The sequence below is a fragment of the Paenibacillus antarcticus genome, from assembly GCF_001637225.1.
GTDB lineage: Bacteria > Bacillota > Bacilli > Paenibacillales > Paenibacillaceae > Paenibacillus_AQ > Paenibacillus_AQ antarcticus.
The window spans coordinates 132,610-153,182 of the sequence record NZ_LVJI01000002.1 but is presented as its reverse complement, the minus strand read 5'-3'; the positions used below and the strand labels follow the sequence as shown (position 1 = coordinate 153,182).

Sequence of the window (20,573 nt, the reverse complement as noted above, 5' to 3'; positions counted from 1 at the left end):
AATATCTCACAATACTGGAACTACATGCTTACCCTTATCCAACGAAATGGATTGTTATCCGTTATACGTTATTTAATCATTCCAAGTCCTAAAGGGCATTTAACAACTGTTTCAATAGATCTACTAATTTATCTGTTGGCGTAGAAGAATCTACTGGAGTTGCTGGAACTAATGGTGTTGCAGGCACTACTGGAGTTGCCGGAGTTGCTGGTACTAATGGCGTTGCAGGTACTGTAGATTCATTTGGTGTAGTACTTGTCTTGCTCAAATCAAGAGAGAAGATTCCGAATCCTTTGTCATCTGTTTTATTCAAATATTTGATGTTACTTGTTAACTTAGCAAATGCTTCCGCTTTTGGAGAAGAAGTAAATGTCACCTTCACATCACCATTTATCGGCGCAATGGACCAGTTGTTATCAATAGAAGGATTGATCTCTTTATTCGCTGAGATATAATCCATTAGAATCTGACGGTTCTCATCTGGACTATCAATGATATAAGTACTTCCTTTGACACCTGGGAAGTTACCACCGCCGCTTGCACGGTAGTTATTTGTAATAATAACGAATTCTTGATCCGGATTCACAGCTTTACCTTCATATTGAAGGTTCAAGATGCGGTTAGAAGTCGCTGCATTCACAGTACCATCTGCTTTGTATTTAGCTGGCTGTGTAACATCTACTTGATACGTTACGCCATCGATAACGTCAAAGTTATATACAGCGAATGAAGAATTCAATAAGGATTGCTCTTCTTTAATTGTAGGATCGATCTGATTAAATTTACCCGCTGACATCTCCAACCACTCTTTAACAACCGAACCTTTTACAAGAATAGCCTTAAGCGTATTGTCGTACAGATAAAGATCGCCTGCACTCTTTATCGCTAATGGACCTTTCGCAATATCTGTATACTCTTCTACGCCGTTACGTCCTGCTTTAAAAGGAGCACCTACGGATAGAATTGGTGTCTTCGCATATTTAGGAAGGTTTTTCTTAATATAATCACTTACATAAGCTTTCTGCGCGTTCGTTACAATCTGAACAGAAGGATCATCTTGTACGAGTGCAAAGTAACTATGAATAGGTGACGTTGTCGTTCCGATCGGACTATTCGCATATTTAATCGTCGCTTCGTGATCTGCCGTTACCACTTCTACAATAGCTTGATCCGGTTCTACCGTCGATGTCTTAGCTACAGCATCATATATAGTTCTTGTTGACGATTGGGTAGATTTGACAGCCCATTTGCCATCTTGTTTCTCAAGTGCTAGATCAATTAACCCTAGGTTAGCACCACCGTAACCTGCTTGAACGGCAGCTACGCCATTAATTGTTCCTTTGGCATTATCTACACCTGGATACAATTTACCTGTGCTATCTTTGAACAGGTTGTCCAAAGCCTTCTCAGTTACAGCAGGGAATACTTTATGTGTATGTGAGAACGTAATGGCATCAATGCCAGGAACTTTACTCAAAGGTAAAATAGCATCCTCTGCATTGACATTCGCCTCTGCATTACCATTAAATCCTGAGTGAGACATTACGATAATAAGGTCTGCACCTTTAGCCTTCATCTCAGGCACAAATTTCTCAGCTGTAGCTACGATGTCTTTGGTAATCACTTTGCCTTCAAGACTAGCTTTATCCCATTCCGTGATTTGCGGCGTTACTAGACCCAACACGCCGAGTTTGAGCGTCTGTTCTTTGCCTGCTTCATCTGTGAATGTTTTGGTAAGAATCTGATACGGCTTATACCGATTCACATCATTATTTGGATTCTTGTCTTTATCATCTACATATACGTTAGCATTAACATAAGGAAAGTTAGCTCCCTTGATCGCATTATCTAAGTAATCTAGACCATAGTTAAACTCATGATTACCAAACGTTGCTATATCGTATCCCATTAGATTCATAGCTTTATACACGGTGTGAACTTCACCTTTTTTAATCGGAGCTACAAGTGCTTTGTATGTACCCAGTGGCGTTCCTTGGATTAAATCGCCATTATCTACTAGCAGTGTGTTAGGGTACTCTTTCCGTGCTTCTTTAACAATGGTGGCAGTTCGTGCAAGTCCTACTGTAGGTGCAACAGCACTTTTATAGTAATCATAAGACATCATATTCGTGTGAATATCTGTTGTCTCCATAATTCTCAATTTAAGAGATGAGTTATCTGATGCCGCTGCCGAAACAAAAGTACCTCCGATGGGTACAAGCAACACACTTAAAGCTAAAGATGATGCCACAATTTTTTGAACTTTATTTTTCACAATCTTTTTCATCCATTATTCCATTCCCCTCAATATTTACTGTGTAACTCTTACGAGTTACCCTTCTATAATAGAGTACACAAAGGAAAAAATACACAGTTTTTTAAGAGCGACTACTCCCCTATATCCCAAGTAAACCAAGGTTTACATCTATCTTTTTCGCTTCACCGCGATACAATCACCTCCATTATTGCACTCGACTACTTCTGGATCATGAGTATCTTTTGGGTTTGCTATATGTTTCTTGTATAATGTGCATACTAAGCGTATTTCTAAGGAGTTACATCATGTCTAACCGAAAATGGAATCTGAGTATTGTGATCCTATTTGTTATATTTGCTACTTTAATGTTAAGTTTCTTGTTCTCTGTGCTACATATTCAAGAATTAATTCAACCATTGAAGTCTATGCTTAAGAATGAATCTGTTACTCGTCATGTCGTGTTAATCTCCCAAGAGTTAGACAACGCCTACTGGCGTTCTATAGAAAAAGGAGCACGTGAGGCCTCTCAGAAATATGGCATAACTCTCGATTACATCGGACCATTTCGCATCAATCCGAATGAACAAATGATTCTATTAGAGAAAGCCATCGCTTCCAAAGCCGACGCTGTCTTGATTCAAGGAATCAATGACCCCATTTATCGTTCGTTCATTGATAAAGCCATGGACCAAGACATCCCTGTTATCACACTAGATACCGATGAACCCGGAAGCCGAAGATTATCTTATGTAGGTACAGATAACTTCGAAGCAGGTATAAGAATGGGAAATCTAGTCGTTGAAGCAGTTGGGACACAAGCAGGTCATATAGGCGTATTAATGGGCAATGAAATGTCGTTTAATCAACAACAACGTCTACAAGGATTACGTTCAGTCGTCGACCAATATAAAGATCTTACGATTGTCGAAGTCAGATCATCGAATATATCCCGTCTCTTTGCTGCTGAGCAAGCAGAAGAAATCCTGATCAATCATCCCGAAGTGCGCTATATGGTTGGTCTGAGTTCACTCGATGGACTGGGCATATTAGAAGCCACTCAGCGTGTTCAATTGCAAGATATTCATATATTTGCATTTGATGATTTGGATGAGACCAAAGAAGCGATTACGCAATGCCAGATTGAATCAACTATTGTGCAACAGCCTAACCGAATGGGATACGATGCCATATCGCTCATTCATGAATATTTCCAGGGCAATATTCTGCAACAGCAGCAATTTACGGCAATTACAGTACTGGATCAAATTAAATCAGGTGTTAAAGATGGAGCAGGTTGCCCATGACGATTCGTAAAAAGCTACTCCTGTTTATTCCATTATTAGTTCTTCTCGTCAATTCAGTCACCTTCTTTCTATTTGAAAGTGGGAAAACGGTTCAACAAAGCTACGATATTATGATGGAACGAATACTTTTGTATAAACAGTCCTCCCAGAGTGCAGATCTTACTCTTAGGTTGCTTTATCGTGAAATGATCCATACTGAAGGTAGTAACGTTAAAGAACTTGAACAAGAGCAGAATAACTTAGAGAATATAAGGTCCGCTCTCTCGGGTATGACGAGTCCCTCTCTCTCACCTTCAGCTATGACAAGTTATGTTCATATGTTAGAGACATTCATGGAGCAGATGGAAGCCTCTATTGTAGCAAGTGAAGCACAAACACCACGCATTGCATTTGCCCACTACGAAGATGCAGAGCAAACAACTGGTTTTATTCGTGCAGAGGCGCAAATACTCGTCGATGCAGAGATTAACTTCTATCAACCCATTTATAGAGAAATCCAACAAGAGAACATACGGATGAACGTCTTAAGTTCAGCTATCTTTGTTATCAATACACTGTTAAGTATTGTCCTCGCTTATTGGATCTCTCGAAGCATCACCATGCCGGTCAGTCAGCTTGTCGGTATGGCGAGAAGAATCTCGAAAGGTGATCTGCATGTACAACCTCTTACTATAAGATCTCATGATGAGCTTGGTATATTGTCAGGTGCCTTTGAGCAAATGACGAATGATCTATTGGTGTTTATCGAGAAGGATAAAGCAAATATAGAACAAGAGAAATTTCTGAAAGAATTGGAGTTACAAGCATTACAGAATCAGATGAATCCACACTTTCTTTTTAACACGTTAAATGTTCTGTCTAGATTAGCATTACTTGAAGGTGCAGAGAAGACAAGCGATCTCATCGTATCCATGTCGAATCTCCTCCGCTATAATTTACGGAATTTAGACCAGCCTGTGACACTACAAGATGAAGTATCCATCGTGCAAGAATACTTTACGATTCAGCAAGCTCGCTTTAGAGATCGTATTTCATTCGAACTAGAAATAGATGAATCGACATTAGATGTAGTGATCCCGGCTTTAACCCTCCAACCTATCGTTGAGAATTCTTTCATGCATGGCATTCAAGGAATGGAACAAGGAGCTCTCATCCGTCTAAAGATTGGTAAAGTGCCAGAAGGTGTAATTGTTATATTATCAGACAATGGTATCGGAATGAGTGAAATTACAAGACAATCTTTACTACGAATGGAAGCAGGACAGCAGAAGGAGCACTCTACAGGCCTTGGTACAAGAAATGTATTCAAGAGGCTCAAGTTATTCTATGGACAAGAGGATCTAGTGAATATTGAAAGTGCACCAGATGAAGGAACAACGATTAAGATCCTAATTCCTATTAGAAAGGAGGAAGAACCCTTACATGTACCGGATATTGATCGCAGATGATGAAGCATTAGAACGTGAAGGACTCGAATGGATTATTCAGCGTATGATGCCAGATACGTTTCAAGTGATTCATGCTGATAATGGAAGAACGGCAATTGAACGAGCGGAAGAGCATCGACCGCATATCGTGATGATGGATATCAATATGCCGGGTATCCAAGGTTTGACTGCCATTAGGGAGATTAAAGAACAACTACCTGATACCAAGTTCGTATTAGTTACGGCCTACGATTACTTTGCTTATGCCAAGGAGGCGCTATCGCTTGGTGTAAAAGAATACCTTCTAAAACCTGCTAAACGTGAACAAATTGTTAGCGTGCTCGAAGATCTTATCTTAGAACTGAAACAAGAGAAAAAAAGGCGCAATGATGAGCTAGCACTCAAGCATAAGTTGTCACAGTTATTACCCTTAGTGGAGAATGAACTCTCCTTCATGTTCATGGTCGATCAGACATTAGACGCCAACGCCGAACAGTTATCGGAGTGGCTCGATTTCTCTATCGATCAAGGCTGTGCCGTTGTTGTCGCCTTCCCAGAGCATACTGACTCACAAATGCAGCAGAAGGTATACGATATCATCCGAAATTTCGCCAAAACAAGTGAATCAAGCTGTATCGTAAGTTCTTTAATCGAACGTCATATGGCCATTTTCTTAGGAAAAGAACCTCGTATTTCGGAAGATCTATGGAAGGATCAGACCAAGCGGTTCGCAGAGAAACTTACTAGCTTAAGTGAACGTCAACTTCAAAGTAAAGTGTCCATCGGAATTGGTACCCTTGGAAGTAGAGCGCAAGGGTTCCGCAAGTCTTACTTCGAAGCCGTATTTGCCTCTACCTACGACGAACATCATGGTAACGTCTGCCACTTCGATGAATTGAAGCACGGCGTCGCCCTTCCTCTCAATGAATCGGAGAGCCTTTCCTTCGATATTGAATCAGGTCATAGATCCTATGTCATATCGGCCTTACACCAGATTCGGGAAGAACGCGAGAAGCAAACATTAACTGTTCTCGACAGAGCCCAAGGATACATACAAGAAAGGTTTACAGAGGATTTATCTCTTGAAGAAGTCGCAGATTTCGTACATCTCAACGCCCACTATTTCAGTAAAATATTCAAACAACAAACAGGCAGCACATTTATTGACTATGTAACCAAATTACGGATCGATACAGCCAAAATCCTTATGAATTCAGAGCATTTAAGTCTCAAGGAAGTATGCTACAAGGTAGGTTACAATGATCCTAATTATTTCAGCCGTGTATTTAAAAAGGTAACCGGAATAACTGCAAGTGAATTCCGTGGCCAGACGAAATCGTAAAAGTCCATGTCCTTGAACATGGACTTTTTTGTGTTCCTTGGACGCATTTGTGCTAGTTCTTTATTATAAATAGCTCATAAATGGATAGCATGAATTAAATGCGGGAAAAACACAGATAAGTGAAGGGATTTGTTGCCTGAAACACTGGCGAAGCGTGATACAATGAGTTCGTTTTTAATGGATCGTTTGTAGGTAATTTAGTAGGTATAAAGAGAGGGGTCACACACGTTGGATGGCACAATTGAGAAAGAACATGAACACGTTAGCATGAAATTTGTTATTCTAGTGTCTATTGTATCCGCTTTAGGTGGATTGTTATTTGGTTTTGATACAGCAGTTGTATCGGGTGCCATTGGTTTTATGGAAGAACATTTCCATTTAAGTCAACTACAAGTAGGTTGGGCCGTATCAAGTCTCATTATTGGTTGTATCGTCGGAGCGGCATTCTCCGGAGTATTGAGCGATAAATTTGGTCGCAAAAAAATCCTAATTACTGCAGCGATCCTATTCATTATCGGATCCCTCGGTTCTGGGTTCGCAGATACGTTCACTCTTTATGTTATTGCGCGTATCATAGGGGGTCTTGGTATTGGGATTACCTCTACCTTATGTCCACTTTATAATGCCGAAATAGCGCCCGCTAAATATCGTGGTCGTCTAGTCGCATTGAACCAACTTGCCACTGTTACAGGTATATTCTTAACCTATTTCGTTAACTTGTGGATTACGAATTCTGGAGATGCTGCTTGGGGCATAAGCACTGCTTGGCGTTGGATGTTCGGAGTAGGTGCTATTCCAGGATTACTATTTCTAGTTCTACTCTTCTTCGTTCCTGAAAGTCCAAGATGGTTGATTAAGCAAGGAAAACCTGCCGAGGCATTACCTATTCTACTTCGTATCCACGGTGAAGCATTAGCGAAGAAAGAAGTCGTCGATATTAAGAAGTCATTTGAGCAGGAAAGCGGATCGATCCGCCAACTATTCAAACCAGGACTACGCATGGCCCTCATTGTTGGTGTTGTGATCGCGGTTCTACAACAGATTACAGGAATCAACGCGGTCATGTATTATGCACCGGAAATATTTAAGGCAACAGGTGCAGGTACCAACACTGCATTAACCCAGACGATTCTTGTTGGGTTGGTCAATTTCCTATTCACGATTCTAGCCATATGGCTCATCGATAAAGTTGGACGTAAAGCACTGCTATTAGTAGGTTCAGGATCGATGATGATCTGTCTGATCGTCATAGGCGCTGCCTTTCAAACAGGTAACACCTCAGGACCTTGGATTCTGATCTTCATATTGCTATATGTTGCTTCGTTCGCCGTATCACTAGGACCGGTCGTATGGGTTATTATGTCCGAGATCTTCCCTAACCGAATTCGCGGTAAAGCTACCGCCATTGCTTCCATGGCATTATGGGTAGCCGATTATATCGTATCGCAATCCTTTCCACCGATGCTTGGATCTATCGGACCTGGGATTACGTTCTGGATCTTCGGAGCCATGTCCTTGATTACATTCCTCTTCACTTGGCGTGTTATTCCAGAGACGAAAGGTAAGACATTGGAAGAAATCGAATTATTATGGTCAGCACCAAACAACCGAAAGACTCTATAAGAGTCCTTCGGTTTTCTTTTTTTAATAGACACTAAAAATCCACAAAATTCACCCCTTGTTTAGAATTATTATAAAAAAGTATTGATTATATTTTGAAAGTTGTTATCATATAGATATGAAAGATTGTTAACCAAGCTTAACAGTCATCTTTTACAAACTATCCTATGAGGTGATTATATTATTATGACTAATCCTAATAACAATCTTACAACCAGCTGGGGCGCTCCTGTAGGAGATAATCAGAACTCCATGACAGCAGGTCCACGTGGTCCTGTATTAATTCAAGATGTGCATCTCCTAGAGAAATTAGCGCATTTCAATAGAGAACGTGTTCCAGAACGAGTTGTTCATGCCAAAGGTGCTGGAGCTCACGGATACTTCGAGGTTACTAATGACTTATCTAAATATACGAAAGCTGCCTTTCTTAATTCAGTAGGCAAACGTACGCCGATGTTCGCTCGTTTCTCCACTGTTGCCGGTGAGCTTGGATCTGCGGATACTGTCCGTGATCCACGTGGATTCGCTCTGAAGTTCTATACAGAAGAAGGAAACTATGACTTGGTTGGTAATAACACACCGGTATTCTTCATCCGTGATGCGATTAAATTCCCTGACTTCATTCACACACAGAAACGTCATCCACAGACCCATTTGAAGAGTCCAAATGCTGTATGGGATTTCTGGTCTTTATCACCTGAGTCGTTACACCAAGTTACCATTCTCATGTCCGATCGTGGTATCCCTGCAACACTTAGACATATGCATGGTTTTGGTAGTCATACATTTAAGTGGGTTAACGCAGAAGGTCAAGCTGCATGGGTGAAATATCATTTCAAAACAGCACAAGGTATTCAAAACCTAGATGTCGATCTAGCTGCTAAACTTGCAGGTGAGAATCCTGATTATCATACAGAGGATCTATTTAATGCCATAGATCAAGGGGATTTCCCTGTCTGGAATCTACATGTTCAAATTATGCCATTGGAAGATGCCGACACCTATCGTTTCGATCCATTTGATGTTACTAAAGTATGGTCCCAGAAAGACTACCCACTTATCGAAGTTGGCCGGATGGTCCTAGATCGTAACCCAGATAATTATTTCGCGGAAGTTGAGCAAGCTACGTTCTCCCCGGGGTCATTTGTACCTGGCATAGAAGCTTCTCCAGATAAAATGTTACAAGGTCGTCTATTCGGCTATGGAGATGCTCATCGTTACCGTGTAGGTACCAACCATAATGCGTTACCTATCAACTGTCCTTATGCTGCAAAAGTAAACAATAATCAACGTGATGGACAAATGCGCCCTGATAATAATGGTGGAAGTTCCGTATATTATGAACCTAATAGCTATGGTGGCGCTACAGAAGCACCTCAACACAAACCTGTAGAATTCGAAGTATCCGGCGTTGCAGCTAGTGTAGCTTACGATCAAGATGATCACTATACACAAGCGGGTGACTTATACCGTCTTATGAGTGATGACGAACGCACACGTCTAGTTCAGAACTATGTAGGATCTATGATGCCTGTCGATAAAGACGAGATTAAGATTCGCCAAATCGGTCACCTCTATAAAGCTGATCCAGAATTCGGAGAACGCGTAGCTGAAGGACTTGGATTGTCTGTACCACAGGTATAATTCCTCTAATTAGATATGATTGAAATGAAAAACAAGCCTACTGAACTATCAGCAGGCTTGTTTCATTTTGTTATTTCTTTTCTGCGATTCGAATGATCAATCCGTCATCACCAACTCCGAGTAAATGACAAAAAAAGCACGGATCCTAAGATCCATGCTTTATATTGTTTGTTACAACTTCAACTATTCAAATGCAGGAACAGCAATTTCATCGTAGTTATCCTTGAAGAATTGTTTCACTTCAGGACTTGTCATTCTCTTCGCTAACTTCTGAATAGGTTCTGAATCCACGTTATCTTTACGCGCTACTAAAGTAATAACGAAATCGGAATCATCACCTTCTGTTATCAATGCATCCTTCTTAGGTGTCAGGTTAAGCGGCTTAGCATATGCTGGCGTCATTGCAACAAGATCCACATCATCTAACGTACGTGCTAACATTAACAAATCAACTTCTTTGAATTTGAAATTTTTCTTATTCTCGATGATATCTGCTTGTGTTGCCTTAATACCCACGCCTTCTGTTAACTTGATCAGGCCGTTTTTCTCAAACATGACAAGTGATCGTCCGATGTTCGAAGGATCATTTGCGATCGCAATCGTTGCTCCAACGGGTAGATCCTCGATCTTCTTATATTTCTTGGAGTATGCACCATAAATAGCGTTGTAGATGGGTTGCACAGCAACAAGTTCACTACCATTAGCCTCATTGTATTGGTTCATATAGGGAACATGCTGAAAAAAGTTAGCGTCAACTTCCTTATTTGCTAAAGCATTATTAGGTTGAACGTTATCTGTCAGCACGAGGATTTCTAGATTAATGCCATCTTCCTTCAACATAGGCTTCACGATATCTAATACTTCTGTCATTGGTGGAATTAGCGTAGCTACTTTCAACGTAACTTCTTCTGTTGTGCTTACCTCTGCTTTGTTCTTATTCTGTCCGCATCCAGCAATCACTAAAATGAATACGACTACTGTTATGATCATGATTTGTTTGTTTCTTTTCATCTGAATTACCTCCGTTGTCTATTTGCTTATCTTTTATCTAATGCCCTAGCCATAAAGCTTCCCGTATATTGGATCGTCTGCACAAGAATGAGCATGATGATAATCGTAAATATCATGATTTCCGTCTCAAACCTTTGATATCCATAACGGATCGCGAAATCCCCAATTCCTCCTCCACCCACGATTCCCATCACCGTTGAATAAGAGATGAAACTAATCGTAGACGTGGTCAATCCTAACATAAGACCTGAACGTGCTTCTACATACAGAAATTTGACGATCATTTGTAATGTCGACGCACCCATTGATGAGGCCGCTTCTATAACACCTCTGGGAACCTCTAAGAGAGACTGCTCCACTAATCTAGCGTAATAGGCGATCGCCATGATGGACAAGGGTACAGAGGCAGCGAGCGTGCCTAAGGCTGTACCTACCACGAACCGGGTAAATGGAATCAAGAAGACTACGAGTAGCAGAAATGGAAATGACCGAACAACGTTAACAAGTATATTCATCACAGAAAACAAGACGCGATTCTCAAATAATTGTCCTTTTCCGCTCAAATATAATAAAGTTCCGACCGGAAGTCCAAGCGCTATAGCCGCAATAATCGAAATGCCTACCATGGTGAACGTCTCACCTATCGCACGCCATATCTCAGACTGATATTGCATAATAGAATCAAGCATGAGTGTCCCTCACTTTATCCCGTGACAGTCCCACAGTCATTCTGGAAATATCCTCAGAGGAAATAGTATTCCCCTGTTCCGCTTTGAACGTGTTGATCAAGCCACCATTCTCCATCATCGATACAGTCGTGCACATGTTAGTCACCACATTCATTTCATGAGTTACGATTACGACCGTCACCCCGAAATTACGATTAATATGTTTCAACACATCGAGGATACCTGCTGTCGTCTGTGGATCTAAGGAAGATGTCGGCTCATCGCACAATAACACTTTCGGATGATTTACAAGTGCTCTAGCAATAGCGACTCGTTGTTGCTGACCTCCACTTAATCGCGAAGGATACTCCTCTGCCTTATCGCCAATGCCCACAAAGTCTAAGTATTCTCGAACTCTCTCTGCACGCTCTTTCTTCCCTAACCCTGCCATTTCAAGGGGCATTGAAACATTCCCACTTACCGTTCGATTGTTAACCAGATTGAAAGACTGAAAGATCATTCCCATCGATCTACGAGCTTCCCGAAGCTTCCTGTCCGTCATGGATGTCAGATCATTCCCATCCACGATAACAGTCCCCTTGTCTGGTCTTTCCAAGAGATTGATCATTCTCAAGAGAGTTGACTTCCCCGCACCACTGCTTCCGATAATGCCGTGTATCTCTCCTGCGCCCACATCGAGAGATACCTCATCAACTGCTTTAAAGCGACTACTTGATGTAACAAACGTCTTACTTACTTGATGTAACGAGATCATCAAGATTCCCCTCCTTTATGTAGGGATTCATTCATCTAGTCATTATCCACACCATTCATGAACGAATATATAACTCATGTAAGTCTAGACAAAAATAAGGCTCGCTAGACATATCATCTAAGCGAGCAGTCATAACCACACTTCATACTTCATTTCTATCACGGTTCTAGGTAATGACATGCAGAAGTTAGTATACCATAGTTTTTATTTATAAATTTACAGATAAATGAATTTCTTCACATCCGCTTTTTTTTAAAAGGCTATACCAACAAATAGTTAATGTCCTCTTACTCTTCCAGACATTTATTACATGTTTTGATTTGATTGTTAAGGGCTAAGGTATAGAGGAATTAGGAAATCACTTTATCTATACTATCTAAACAACAATAATGACGATTAGAAGGGACATTGAAATAGATGAGAACGTATCTTCTTGATAAATATTTAAAAAAATACATGAGAATGTCAGAGAGGGAGTTATCTCATCAGTTCAGGTCTAACTTATGGTTTACCCCTGTTCTCTACGTCTTTTTTTCACTTCTTTTATTATGCACTGCCTTTTTTGGTGATTTCAACTATGACCTGGGGGATAGATTCAGATCCTATTTTGCCGTAGATTATGATCTGACCCGTACTCTTGTAAGCACGCTTACTGCAGGAATTTTATCACTCACGATATTCACATTCAACTTAGTTTTAGTTGTTTTCACGACCTTTTCTGGACAGTTTTCTCCTCGGATGCTCAAAAATTTCATTGCAAGCAAAGCGACACAACGCGTGTTAGGGATTTTTACAGGTAGCTTTGTCTACGTGCTATTATCCTTTCTCTTCCTTAATAAGAGAATTACCGAATATTACTTTGCAGTTCCTCTTGTAGCTACTTTTTTAGCCATGTTTTCAATGGGCGCTTTTATATTTTTCATTAACCATGCCGTGGCGTGGTTACAAGTTAATGAAATGACGGATGACATGAAGAAGGAAGCTTTGGGTATTGTGCAAAGCACGATGAAAAATGAACTTGATCAATATAAAGTAGAGGACTTCAATGACACAGATGCACACATCAGACAAGGAAAGGGAACTCCGATTCAAGCAGGAAGACCAGGATATATTCAACTCGTAGACTTTATCACGATGATCCAAGAAGCTCAAAAAGATGATATTGTCATTAAGCTAGAGTACACCATAGGTTGCTATGTCTTTGAGACTACGCCACTCCTAACCTATTGGAACAAGCATGGGAATAACCTGGACGAAGATAAGTATTTGGAATTTTTTAGTATTAGAAAGAAACAAACTGAGGTTCAAGACATTGAATTCAGCATTAATAAGCTAGTTGAGGTTGCGATACGGGCGCTTGGTAATTATGATCCTAAGACAGCAACTACTGCGATTTACCAAGTGGGAGAGGTGCTTGTCTCTATTTCACAAATAACGGATTTCTCTCATTATTTAGTAGATGATAAGAATAACCTTCGAATCATTTTACAAGAAATAGATTTCAATCACTATTTATATCATGGATTAGGTTATATTAGGCACTATGCCAAAGACAACGTCATTGTTTCAACCGATATTTTGAAAGTATTGGATCTCATGGCCAAATCACTTAATCCACGAGATTATGAAGCGGTATGGGACTTTGCCATACACACCGCACAAGGTTTTGAGAATCTTTTTCTTTTCGAACAAGATAGCCAACAATTCTACTCTGCACTGCGTAACTTAGCCACTACCACCGACAATCTAATAAATTACGATAAGTTTCTAAAGAAATGAAGTTGAATGATCTTCATTAATCTCTTTTCGTTACCAAAGGTCTCAAGTGATCTTCGATCGATTCACGTTGATGTTCAAGGAATCGCGGAAGAGCAAGTGATTCACCTAAGGTTTCAAAAGGTTCATCCGTATCAAATCCTGGACCATCGGTTGCGAGCTCAAATAGGATACCGTTGGGTTCGCGGAAGTAGAGAGATCGGAAATAGTATCTATCTACGAATCCAGAATTCTGCAGCCCTTCTCTATTAAGCACTTCTATCCAAGCTAGTAATTCCTCTTCATCTTCAATACGGAATGCGACGTGATGAACGCCACCCTTACCAAGACGAGCTATGGCTAGATCGTCTCGTGGTTCAACTTGCACTTCTCCACCTGATCCACCTTCCGCTACTTGCATGATAATAATGTCCTCTTGACCGGCTACAAGTGCTGGAATACGAGACTTCTCTGTAAATCCCATGAGTCTCAATGCTGCAAGAGTAGATTCAGGCTTACGAACAGTTAGCTTCACGGGTCCTAACCCAATAATTCCGTACTGTGCAGGAACCGGGCTATGTTCCCAAGGCGTTCCACCTGGTACACCCGAATTGGTCTCATCCGACACAAGCGCAAGCTCTTGGCCCTCTGGATCTTCGAAGAAAATCACGTTACGACCAGCATAAGGTATCACTGGTGAATGCGTCACGTCATGCTCCGTAAATCGTTCAATCCAATACGCTAGAGCTGCATCATTACGAACATGTAGCGACGTGCCTGAGATACTACTCACACCTTTCTGATTCTGCCTGATACCAGGGAAATCAAAGAATGTTAGTTCTGTTCCAGCATTCCCTCGTTCATCTCCATAGAACAAATGGTAGACTGAGGTGTCATCTTGGTTCACTGTTTTTTTGATGAGGCGCATTCCTAATACCTCTGTATAAAATTGATAGTTTACTGTTATGCCACCTGTCATTGCAGACAAATGATGAATTCCCTTTACGTTCATGAAATGACATCCTTTCATAATCTGTATCTTACAATTAAATACATACTTAATTTAAGTAACATACTTTTAATAAGTATATCGCTATATCTATGAAAAACAAACTCTATTCTACATATCCTTATCTTGTAGCAACTACCTAATTTTGATATAATTCATTCAAATATTTAGTATTTAAGGGATGTGACATCGTTTGTGTTAAAAGAATTCAAAGCTTTCGCACTCAAAGGTAATGTAATGGATCTAGCGGTTGCAGTGATCATCGGAGCTGCCTTTGGTAAAATTGTAACCTCATTGGTAAATGACCTGCTTATGCCATTAATCGGCTTGCTTCCTGGAGGAAAGAACTTTTCAGGATTAGAACTCCCATTAGGTGAAGGGGATGCTGTTTTAAAATACGGTATTTTCATACAGTCCGTCGTTGATTTCATTATTGTCTCGTTCTCTATCTTCTTATTCATTAAATTGTTGAGCCGATTCAAACGCAAAGAAGAAGCCCAACCGACTCTCCCCCTACTACCTTCTAATGAAGAAGTATTACTTACTGAAATTCGCGACTTATTGAAACAACAAAACCAAAGTACAGATAACTAGATGATCTCATTCAATGAGGATGATTCGTTCTATACCGATTCTAAATCGGTCTTCAACGAATCATCCTCATTTGTCTTGCTTACCTATCCTCTTTTCTAACAAAAAACAAACATAATTTAAGCCGTTAAGTCTAATCCTAACCTACAACTCTCTCATACATTGTTATCATCTCATACTAAGGAGTGATATTAATGCAAGGGAATTTCTTCAATAATGGTGTTCGCCTCACTATGTTCTCAGGAGCGAACTTTACAGGCAGACGTCTCTCATTTAGACGCGGAGGGATCGCCGTTAGGAATCTAGGAGCATTTCGATTCAATAACCTACTGACCAGTTTCAGACTTAGAAATGTATTATTTCCTTCAGCCGTAACACTTGTTCTGTTCTCTCGTAACAACTTTCAAGGTTCTTTTCGTATATTTCGTGGGAGAACAAATGTCGCTAACTTAAGCAGGTTCAACTTTAATAATGTGACCTCTTCCTTTATTCTCGTAGGATCTAGACTCAGCGAAGCTCAAGTTCGAGAAATCCAACGTACTGGCATTTTCCCTTGTGATATGGTCGTTGTCAAACAGTAATCACTAGGAAAATATTTGTAAGCCATGAATCTAAATTCTAAAATTCTGGGATAGCTATCAAGCCATTCCAGAGTTCTTTGAGCTTTGATTCATAGTATGACGTTCCCTACCTTGGGGCATAATTCTGAAATTTCATGCGATCATTATCATTACTGTGAACACCAATCTGAATATTCACATGTTCCATATGGGAATTTCGATCCAACTGAGATTATTTCACATCAAATAGCCCTTGAGTAGACACCAACTATTCCTGTCTAGTCAAGGGCTATTTGTCTATAATTAAAGTTCATTCAAACCTATAAGTGTCTGAATAACATGATCGACGACCTCAGGAACATCCTCCATTTGGTCCTCATTTATTTTACGTTGGAACCTTACTTCAATCGTATTCGTGTAGAGCATACGCTCTTGTCCATACACATAACTTAAGGTTTGTGTCGGGGCTATCGAAGACTCCCAGATCTGAGGAAGCAACTGGGCGATTTGATCACACTGTGTCTCCACATTCTCCATCTCCATAACAAATCGCAAACGTAAGGCACATGCCGGATTCTCTCCGGGTAGTTCAAGTATTTCAGCTGCTAAATCTTGGAGTGACGCCTCTAGTGCAATCTCAGCCGAAATCTCCCTATGTTCAGCTAGTACGAACTGAATAGCGAATTCTCGTGACATGACCGACATTTCCATTCGGTCCATCCGATTCGTGATATGAATTGTTCCATCTAGATTATCCAAGTCATATAACGTATTCTCAAAGGCAACCTTTAAATTCTCATATACCGTAGGATCATACATATTAGGTTAGATCCGCTGGATACTGAAGTCCGATCTGACGTCTAGCATCCTCCATCACTTGCGCAACCGCTAATGATGTTGCTAACGAATTAATAGATCCATCACGCTCACCATTCGCAAGCAATCTTATAAATTCCTGAATTTCATAATACATCGATTCATGTAGTTGAGGTTGAGATATATCTTCAATCGTACCGTCTCTATAGTGAATTTTCACATCGTACGGCTGACTTATCTTATCAATAACCATTGTGCCATTCTCCCCTTGAATCTCAGCAGGCAAATAGGAATCGGTGATCTTAGAATGCATCACTACAGCATCCATGTCCTTGTATTTCATCACCATACTTCCTTCGCCATCTACGCCTGAGGATAACATCACACCCACAGCATGGACAGCATCAGGCTTACCAAATAACGCTACCATCGGATAGATACAGTAGATACCTAAGTCCATTAATGATCCGTTAGAATAGATCGGATTAAAGGCATTCAGAATATTACCTTGCTTATATGCATCATATCGTGATGAATATTGGCAATAACCTGCAAAATAACGCCGAACCTGACCTATTTTATATAAATTATCCTTCATAATCTTGAAGTTAGGCATAAGTGTAGATTTCAGTGCTTCCATCAACAACACATCATTATCCTTCGCTACGTTAATCATTTCTTGCATTTCCGTTGCATTGGAGGCCATTGGTTTCTCACATAGGACGTGCTTTCCATGTTTCATACACAGTATCGCTTGCTCCGCATGGAATGAATTCGGGCTGGCAATATACACTGCATCAAATTGATCACTCGAAGCCATTTCTTCTAGATCGGTGAATACCTTTGGATTATTATATTTAGCAGCAAAATTCTTGCCCTTCTCTTCCGTGCGGGAGTATACCGCTGTTAGAACAAATTGCTCTGTCTCCTGCGCCGCTTGAAGGAAACGTTCTGTGATCCAGTTCGTCCCAATAATAGCGAATCGTATCATAATTTAAGCTCATCCCTCTCTTGTGATCTTTGTAGTATACATTCTCTCATTATCGATTCTTCATGTCCAATTTCAGAACCTAACGCACAAATCCGGCCACACTCAGGAGTGAGCATGACCGGATTGAGGTACTAACATTTCAATTCAATAATATATCATTTATAGTGCAGGTGATTGTGGTTGCGTCTCTGAGGGTTGATTCATTTTCTTCGACATTGTTCTTGGTAATTTCCAAGCTGTTAATACTGCGAACAGGACAAAAACGATATCCATTCCACCGAAAAACTCAGTGATATTCTCTTGGAATAACGTAATGATGTCACTGTTGAACATACCCTCAAATCCATCATTTATTATGTAACTAAAAAGAAAATACTTACCAAGTAAAATTCCGATCAAACTAGCGATGACTGCAATGATTTGATGAATCTGGGTAGTCTGACCTTTCGCGAATAATACTACTGCATATCCTGCTAATCCTCCGATACCCCAAGCTATAAGTCCTAATTCATAATCTGTTAACACCGCTATTGTTGCCCAGATCGCTCCACCAATAATTGCAGCTATTAGCGATCCTAGTACTGGTAATACAATTCCGCCTCTTTCCACTTTTACATTCCCCATTTTCTAAATTTTTAGATTACAGATTATACAGGTTGATCCAACTTCCACCCACTATAATCTTCTATAAAAATCCTTTATTACCCATATACCTATTCTATATTAGCATAGCGCATTCCTATTCATCGACTATTATTGTAATATTTTACTTTACTGTTACTTCATTCGGGATTATGGTAACTCCGAACGGGAAGCAGTTGCTCCCTATCATCACTTATGTAATATAATGTCGATTAATTGTAATCTTCCTGCAATCTAATTTTCATCTATCATTAATGTAACGGAGGTACAATGAAGTTACCCCTTTTAGATGATATATATGTAAGACCCACAGCCCGTTGCTGTGGGTTCCTTTTTTTGTTACATGTTAAATAAATAAAAATAAACCCAAGTGACTGTCCACTTGGGTTTACTTAAACCAACCTTTTTCCTTAAAACGTGTGATGGCTTCGATTCGGTTAGTTACGTCGAGCTTATCGAGAATAACGGAAATGTAATTACGTACGGTCCCCGTCGTTATATACAAGGTTGCTGCAATTTCCTTCGTATTCTTACCGTCGGCAATCATTTGTAGAACTTCTTTCTCCCGTTCTGTTAACGGACTCTCTTGACTGTATGCACCATCTACAAGCTCTGGTGCATAGATACGTCGCCCTGCCATTACACTGCGAATACAACTCGCAAGCTCCTCGCTAGGGCTGTCTTTCAACATATAGCTACTTACACCCGCTTTTAACGCACGTTCGAAATATCCAGGTCTAGCAAAAGTAGTTAGAATGATGACTTTGCAGTTAAATGCCTTCAATTCCTCCGCTGCATCCAGACCACTCTTCGCCGGCATCTCAATATCCATAATACAAATATCGGGTTGATGTAGGTGAACCATAGCTACGGCTTCTTCACCATTACTTGCTCTTCCAACCACCGTCATATCATCTTCCAAATCAAGCAGGGAAGCAAGAGCACCTAGAAGCATCCGTTGGTCTTCAGCAATGACTATACGAATCATAACACCGTCTCCCTTTCCGGCTTCTTGATATTGTTCGGTACCGTAATAACAAGTTGTGTCCCATTATCCGATACGATTTCTAGCGTTCCATTCACAAATTCAAGCCGTTCCATCATACCCCTTAGTCCATTCCCTCTAAAGCAATGATTTCCTTCATCCATACCGATGCCGACACCGTTATCACGCACTTCGATAACCAGGTCTGTTCGCGATGATTCAATACGAATGGTACATGAGGTAGCTTCACTATGTTTCACTACATTAGTGACCGCTTCCTTAAGGCACATACTAAGTACATTTTCCGTAAGTAAAGAGGCATATCTTAATTTAGGATCCCCTTCAATACTGCACTCAATTTCAGCTGCCTTTAGAATCTGACTGACACGATAAATCTCGTCTTCAATTCTTGTTCCTCGCATTTCAGTAACCATTTCGCGGACTTCCTTTAAAGCACTTCTTGCTGTTTGACGGACATCATTAATTTCCACTTGGGCCTGCGTAATATTCTTAGTCATTAATTTGCTAGCTAGATCGCTCTTTAATCCAATAAGAGAAAGCTTCTGCCCCAATGTATCATGTAAATCACGCGCAATTCTTTGCCTCTCTTCCAGCTTTACGAGTTCAGAGATGCGTTTATTCGCATCCTCAAGTTGACCTTGTAACCTATCACTTTTGTTTCGATTATAGGTATTTACAGGTAGAAGAATAACCCCAATTAGACTCATAATGATAAATGGAAACTGTGTAATAAACAGTGGGTTTTGCGAGACAAATCCATAATTAATACTAATAAATGTCGTGACCAGGTGAATGCAATACAGTGTAATGAATCCCCCTTTACTTTGTATATTGCCGATAAAGAGAGCTAAGAAAATAGCAAAATAAACATAACCAAAGAGCAAGGTCATGCCTATTGAAATGACTATCTGTACGCTTGTCCAAAAGTATACCTGCCACCCTTTTGTTACAAACGACAACACATAACAGCCCAGAAATACGATCGTCATGATAATGCCTGAAGCAATCTGATAAGAAGATGACGCGCGAAATATGAAATAAAAAGGGAGGATACAAAAGACGACCCACACATAAGGACTTAGTCCTGTATTCTTATGGAAAATTTGATACCATTTCTGCATGGTCGTCTCACCCTCTTTTTTGTATGCCACTATT

The 20,573-nt window shown here is 40.3% G+C and carries 18 protein-coding genes; 8 read left to right on the top strand and 10 right to left on the bottom strand.

The genetic code is table 11. From position 1 onward, the window contains the following. Nucleotides 1-88 precede the first annotated feature (88 nt). A complete protein-coding gene (locus PBAT_RS03575; protein WP_068646643.1) occupies nucleotides 89-2,287 on the bottom strand; it encodes a bifunctional 2',3'-cyclic-nucleotide 2'-phosphodiesterase/3'-nucleotidase in 2,199 nt (732 codons plus the stop codon). A 275-nt stretch (nucleotides 2,288-2,562) separates the two neighbouring features. Here PBAT_RS03575 and PBAT_RS03570 point away from each other — a divergent pair, with 275 nt between their 5' ends. From PBAT_RS03570 to katA, 5 genes are all read left to right on the top strand, one after another. Then, entirely contained in the window at nucleotides 2,563-3,561 is a 999-nt protein-coding gene (locus tag PBAT_RS03570) for a substrate-binding domain-containing protein (protein WP_068646636.1), read from the top strand. After that, nucleotides 3,558-5,009 carry a sensor histidine kinase gene (locus tag PBAT_RS03565; RefSeq protein WP_068646626.1) on the top strand — a complete coding sequence of 484 codons (1,452 nt, stop codon included), beginning with the start codon at nucleotides 3,558-3,560 and terminating at the stop codon, nucleotides 5,007-5,009. Before PBAT_RS03570 ends, PBAT_RS03565 begins: the two co-directional genes overlap by 4 nt. After that, a complete protein-coding gene (locus tag PBAT_RS03560; RefSeq protein ID WP_068646625.1) occupies nucleotides 4,984-6,330 on the top strand; it encodes a response regulator in 1,347 nt (448 codons plus the stop codon). Before PBAT_RS03565 ends, PBAT_RS03560 begins: the two co-directional genes overlap by 26 nt. 267 nt (nucleotides 6,331-6,597) lie before the next feature. Next, entirely contained in the window at nucleotides 6,598-7,953 is a 1,356-nt protein-coding gene (locus PBAT_RS03555) for a sugar porter family MFS transporter (RefSeq protein ID WP_084402824.1), read from the top strand. A gap of 183 nt (nucleotides 7,954-8,136) precedes the next feature. Beyond that, complete coding sequence (katA, locus tag PBAT_RS03550) at nucleotides 8,137-9,594, top strand: catalase KatA (RefSeq protein ID WP_068646621.1); 1,458 nt, start codon at nucleotides 8,137-8,139, stop codon at nucleotides 9,592-9,594. A gap of 183 nt (nucleotides 9,595-9,777) precedes the next feature. Here katA and PBAT_RS03545 read toward each other — a convergent pair whose 3' ends face one another. Genes PBAT_RS03545 through PBAT_RS03535 form a run of 3 tightly spaced genes read right to left on the bottom strand, consistent with a single transcriptional unit; the run spans nucleotide 9,778 to nucleotide 12,048 of the window. After that, complete coding sequence (locus PBAT_RS03545; protein ID WP_068646618.1) at nucleotides 9,778-10,605, bottom strand: MetQ/NlpA family ABC transporter substrate-binding protein; 828 nt, start codon at nucleotides 10,603-10,605, stop codon at nucleotides 9,778-9,780. A gap of 26 nt (nucleotides 10,606-10,631) precedes the next feature. Beyond that, nucleotides 10,632-11,294 carry a methionine ABC transporter permease gene (locus tag PBAT_RS03540; RefSeq protein WP_068646617.1) on the bottom strand — a complete coding sequence of 221 codons (663 nt, stop codon included), beginning with the start codon at nucleotides 11,292-11,294 and terminating at the stop codon, nucleotides 10,632-10,634. Further along, a complete protein-coding gene (locus tag PBAT_RS03535) occupies nucleotides 11,287-12,048 on the bottom strand; it encodes a methionine ABC transporter ATP-binding protein (RefSeq protein ID WP_068646616.1) in 762 nt (253 codons plus the stop codon). Before PBAT_RS03535 ends, PBAT_RS03540 begins: the two co-directional genes overlap by 8 nt. A gap of 456 nt (nucleotides 12,049-12,504) precedes the next feature. Here PBAT_RS03535 and PBAT_RS03530 point away from each other — a divergent pair, with 456 nt between their 5' ends. Beyond that, nucleotides 12,505-13,827, top strand: a complete 1,323-nt coding sequence (locus PBAT_RS03530) for a DUF2254 domain-containing protein (protein ID WP_248912399.1) — start codon at nucleotides 12,505-12,507, stop codon at nucleotides 13,825-13,827. 16 nt (nucleotides 13,828-13,843) lie between these two features. On the opposite strand, the gene PBAT_RS03525 is transcribed toward PBAT_RS03530, so the two are convergent. Further along, nucleotides 13,844-14,815 carry a ring-cleaving dioxygenase gene (locus PBAT_RS03525; protein WP_068646613.1) on the bottom strand — a complete coding sequence of 324 codons (972 nt, stop codon included), beginning with the start codon at nucleotides 14,813-14,815 and terminating at the stop codon, nucleotides 13,844-13,846. A 192-nt stretch (nucleotides 14,816-15,007) separates the two neighbouring features. Between PBAT_RS03525 and mscL the strand changes: the two genes are divergently transcribed. After that, complete coding sequence (gene mscL / locus PBAT_RS03520; RefSeq protein WP_068646612.1) at nucleotides 15,008-15,406, top strand: large-conductance mechanosensitive channel protein MscL; 399 nt, start codon at nucleotides 15,008-15,010, stop codon at nucleotides 15,404-15,406. Nucleotides 15,407-15,597: 191 nt separating this feature from the next. Further along, entirely contained in the window at nucleotides 15,598-15,984 is a 387-nt protein-coding gene (locus PBAT_RS03515) for a hypothetical protein (RefSeq protein ID WP_068646607.1), read from the top strand. Nucleotides 15,985-16,266: 282 nt separating this feature from the next. Here the strand turns inward: PBAT_RS03515 and PBAT_RS03510 are convergent, their stop codons facing one another. From PBAT_RS03510 to PBAT_RS03490, 5 genes are all read right to left on the bottom strand, one after another. After that, nucleotides 16,267-16,782 carry a hypothetical protein gene (locus tag PBAT_RS03510; protein ID WP_068646605.1) on the bottom strand — a complete coding sequence of 172 codons (516 nt, stop codon included), beginning with the start codon at nucleotides 16,780-16,782 and terminating at the stop codon, nucleotides 16,267-16,269. A 1-nt stretch (nucleotide 16,783) separates the two neighbouring features. Continuing rightward, entirely contained in the window at nucleotides 16,784-17,770 is a 987-nt protein-coding gene (locus tag PBAT_RS03505) for a Gfo/Idh/MocA family protein (protein ID WP_149466292.1), read from the bottom strand. A 159-nt stretch (nucleotides 17,771-17,929) separates the two neighbouring features. Then, nucleotides 17,930-18,394 carry a hypothetical protein gene (locus tag PBAT_RS03500; RefSeq protein WP_248912398.1) on the bottom strand — a complete coding sequence of 155 codons (465 nt, stop codon included), beginning with the start codon at nucleotides 18,392-18,394 and terminating at the stop codon, nucleotides 17,930-17,932. Between the two features lie 406 nt (nucleotides 18,395-18,800). Then, nucleotides 18,801-19,400 carry a response regulator transcription factor gene (locus PBAT_RS03495; RefSeq protein WP_068646601.1) on the bottom strand — a complete coding sequence of 200 codons (600 nt, stop codon included), beginning with the start codon at nucleotides 19,398-19,400 and terminating at the stop codon, nucleotides 18,801-18,803. After that, nucleotides 19,397-20,539: a sensor histidine kinase gene (locus PBAT_RS03490; protein WP_068646600.1), complete on the bottom strand. Its 1,143-nt coding sequence runs from the start codon at nucleotides 20,537-20,539 to the stop codon at nucleotides 19,397-19,399. The genes PBAT_RS03495 and PBAT_RS03490 overlap by 4 nt, the downstream gene beginning before the upstream one ends. Between the last annotated feature and the right edge of the window lie 34 nt (nucleotides 20,540-20,573).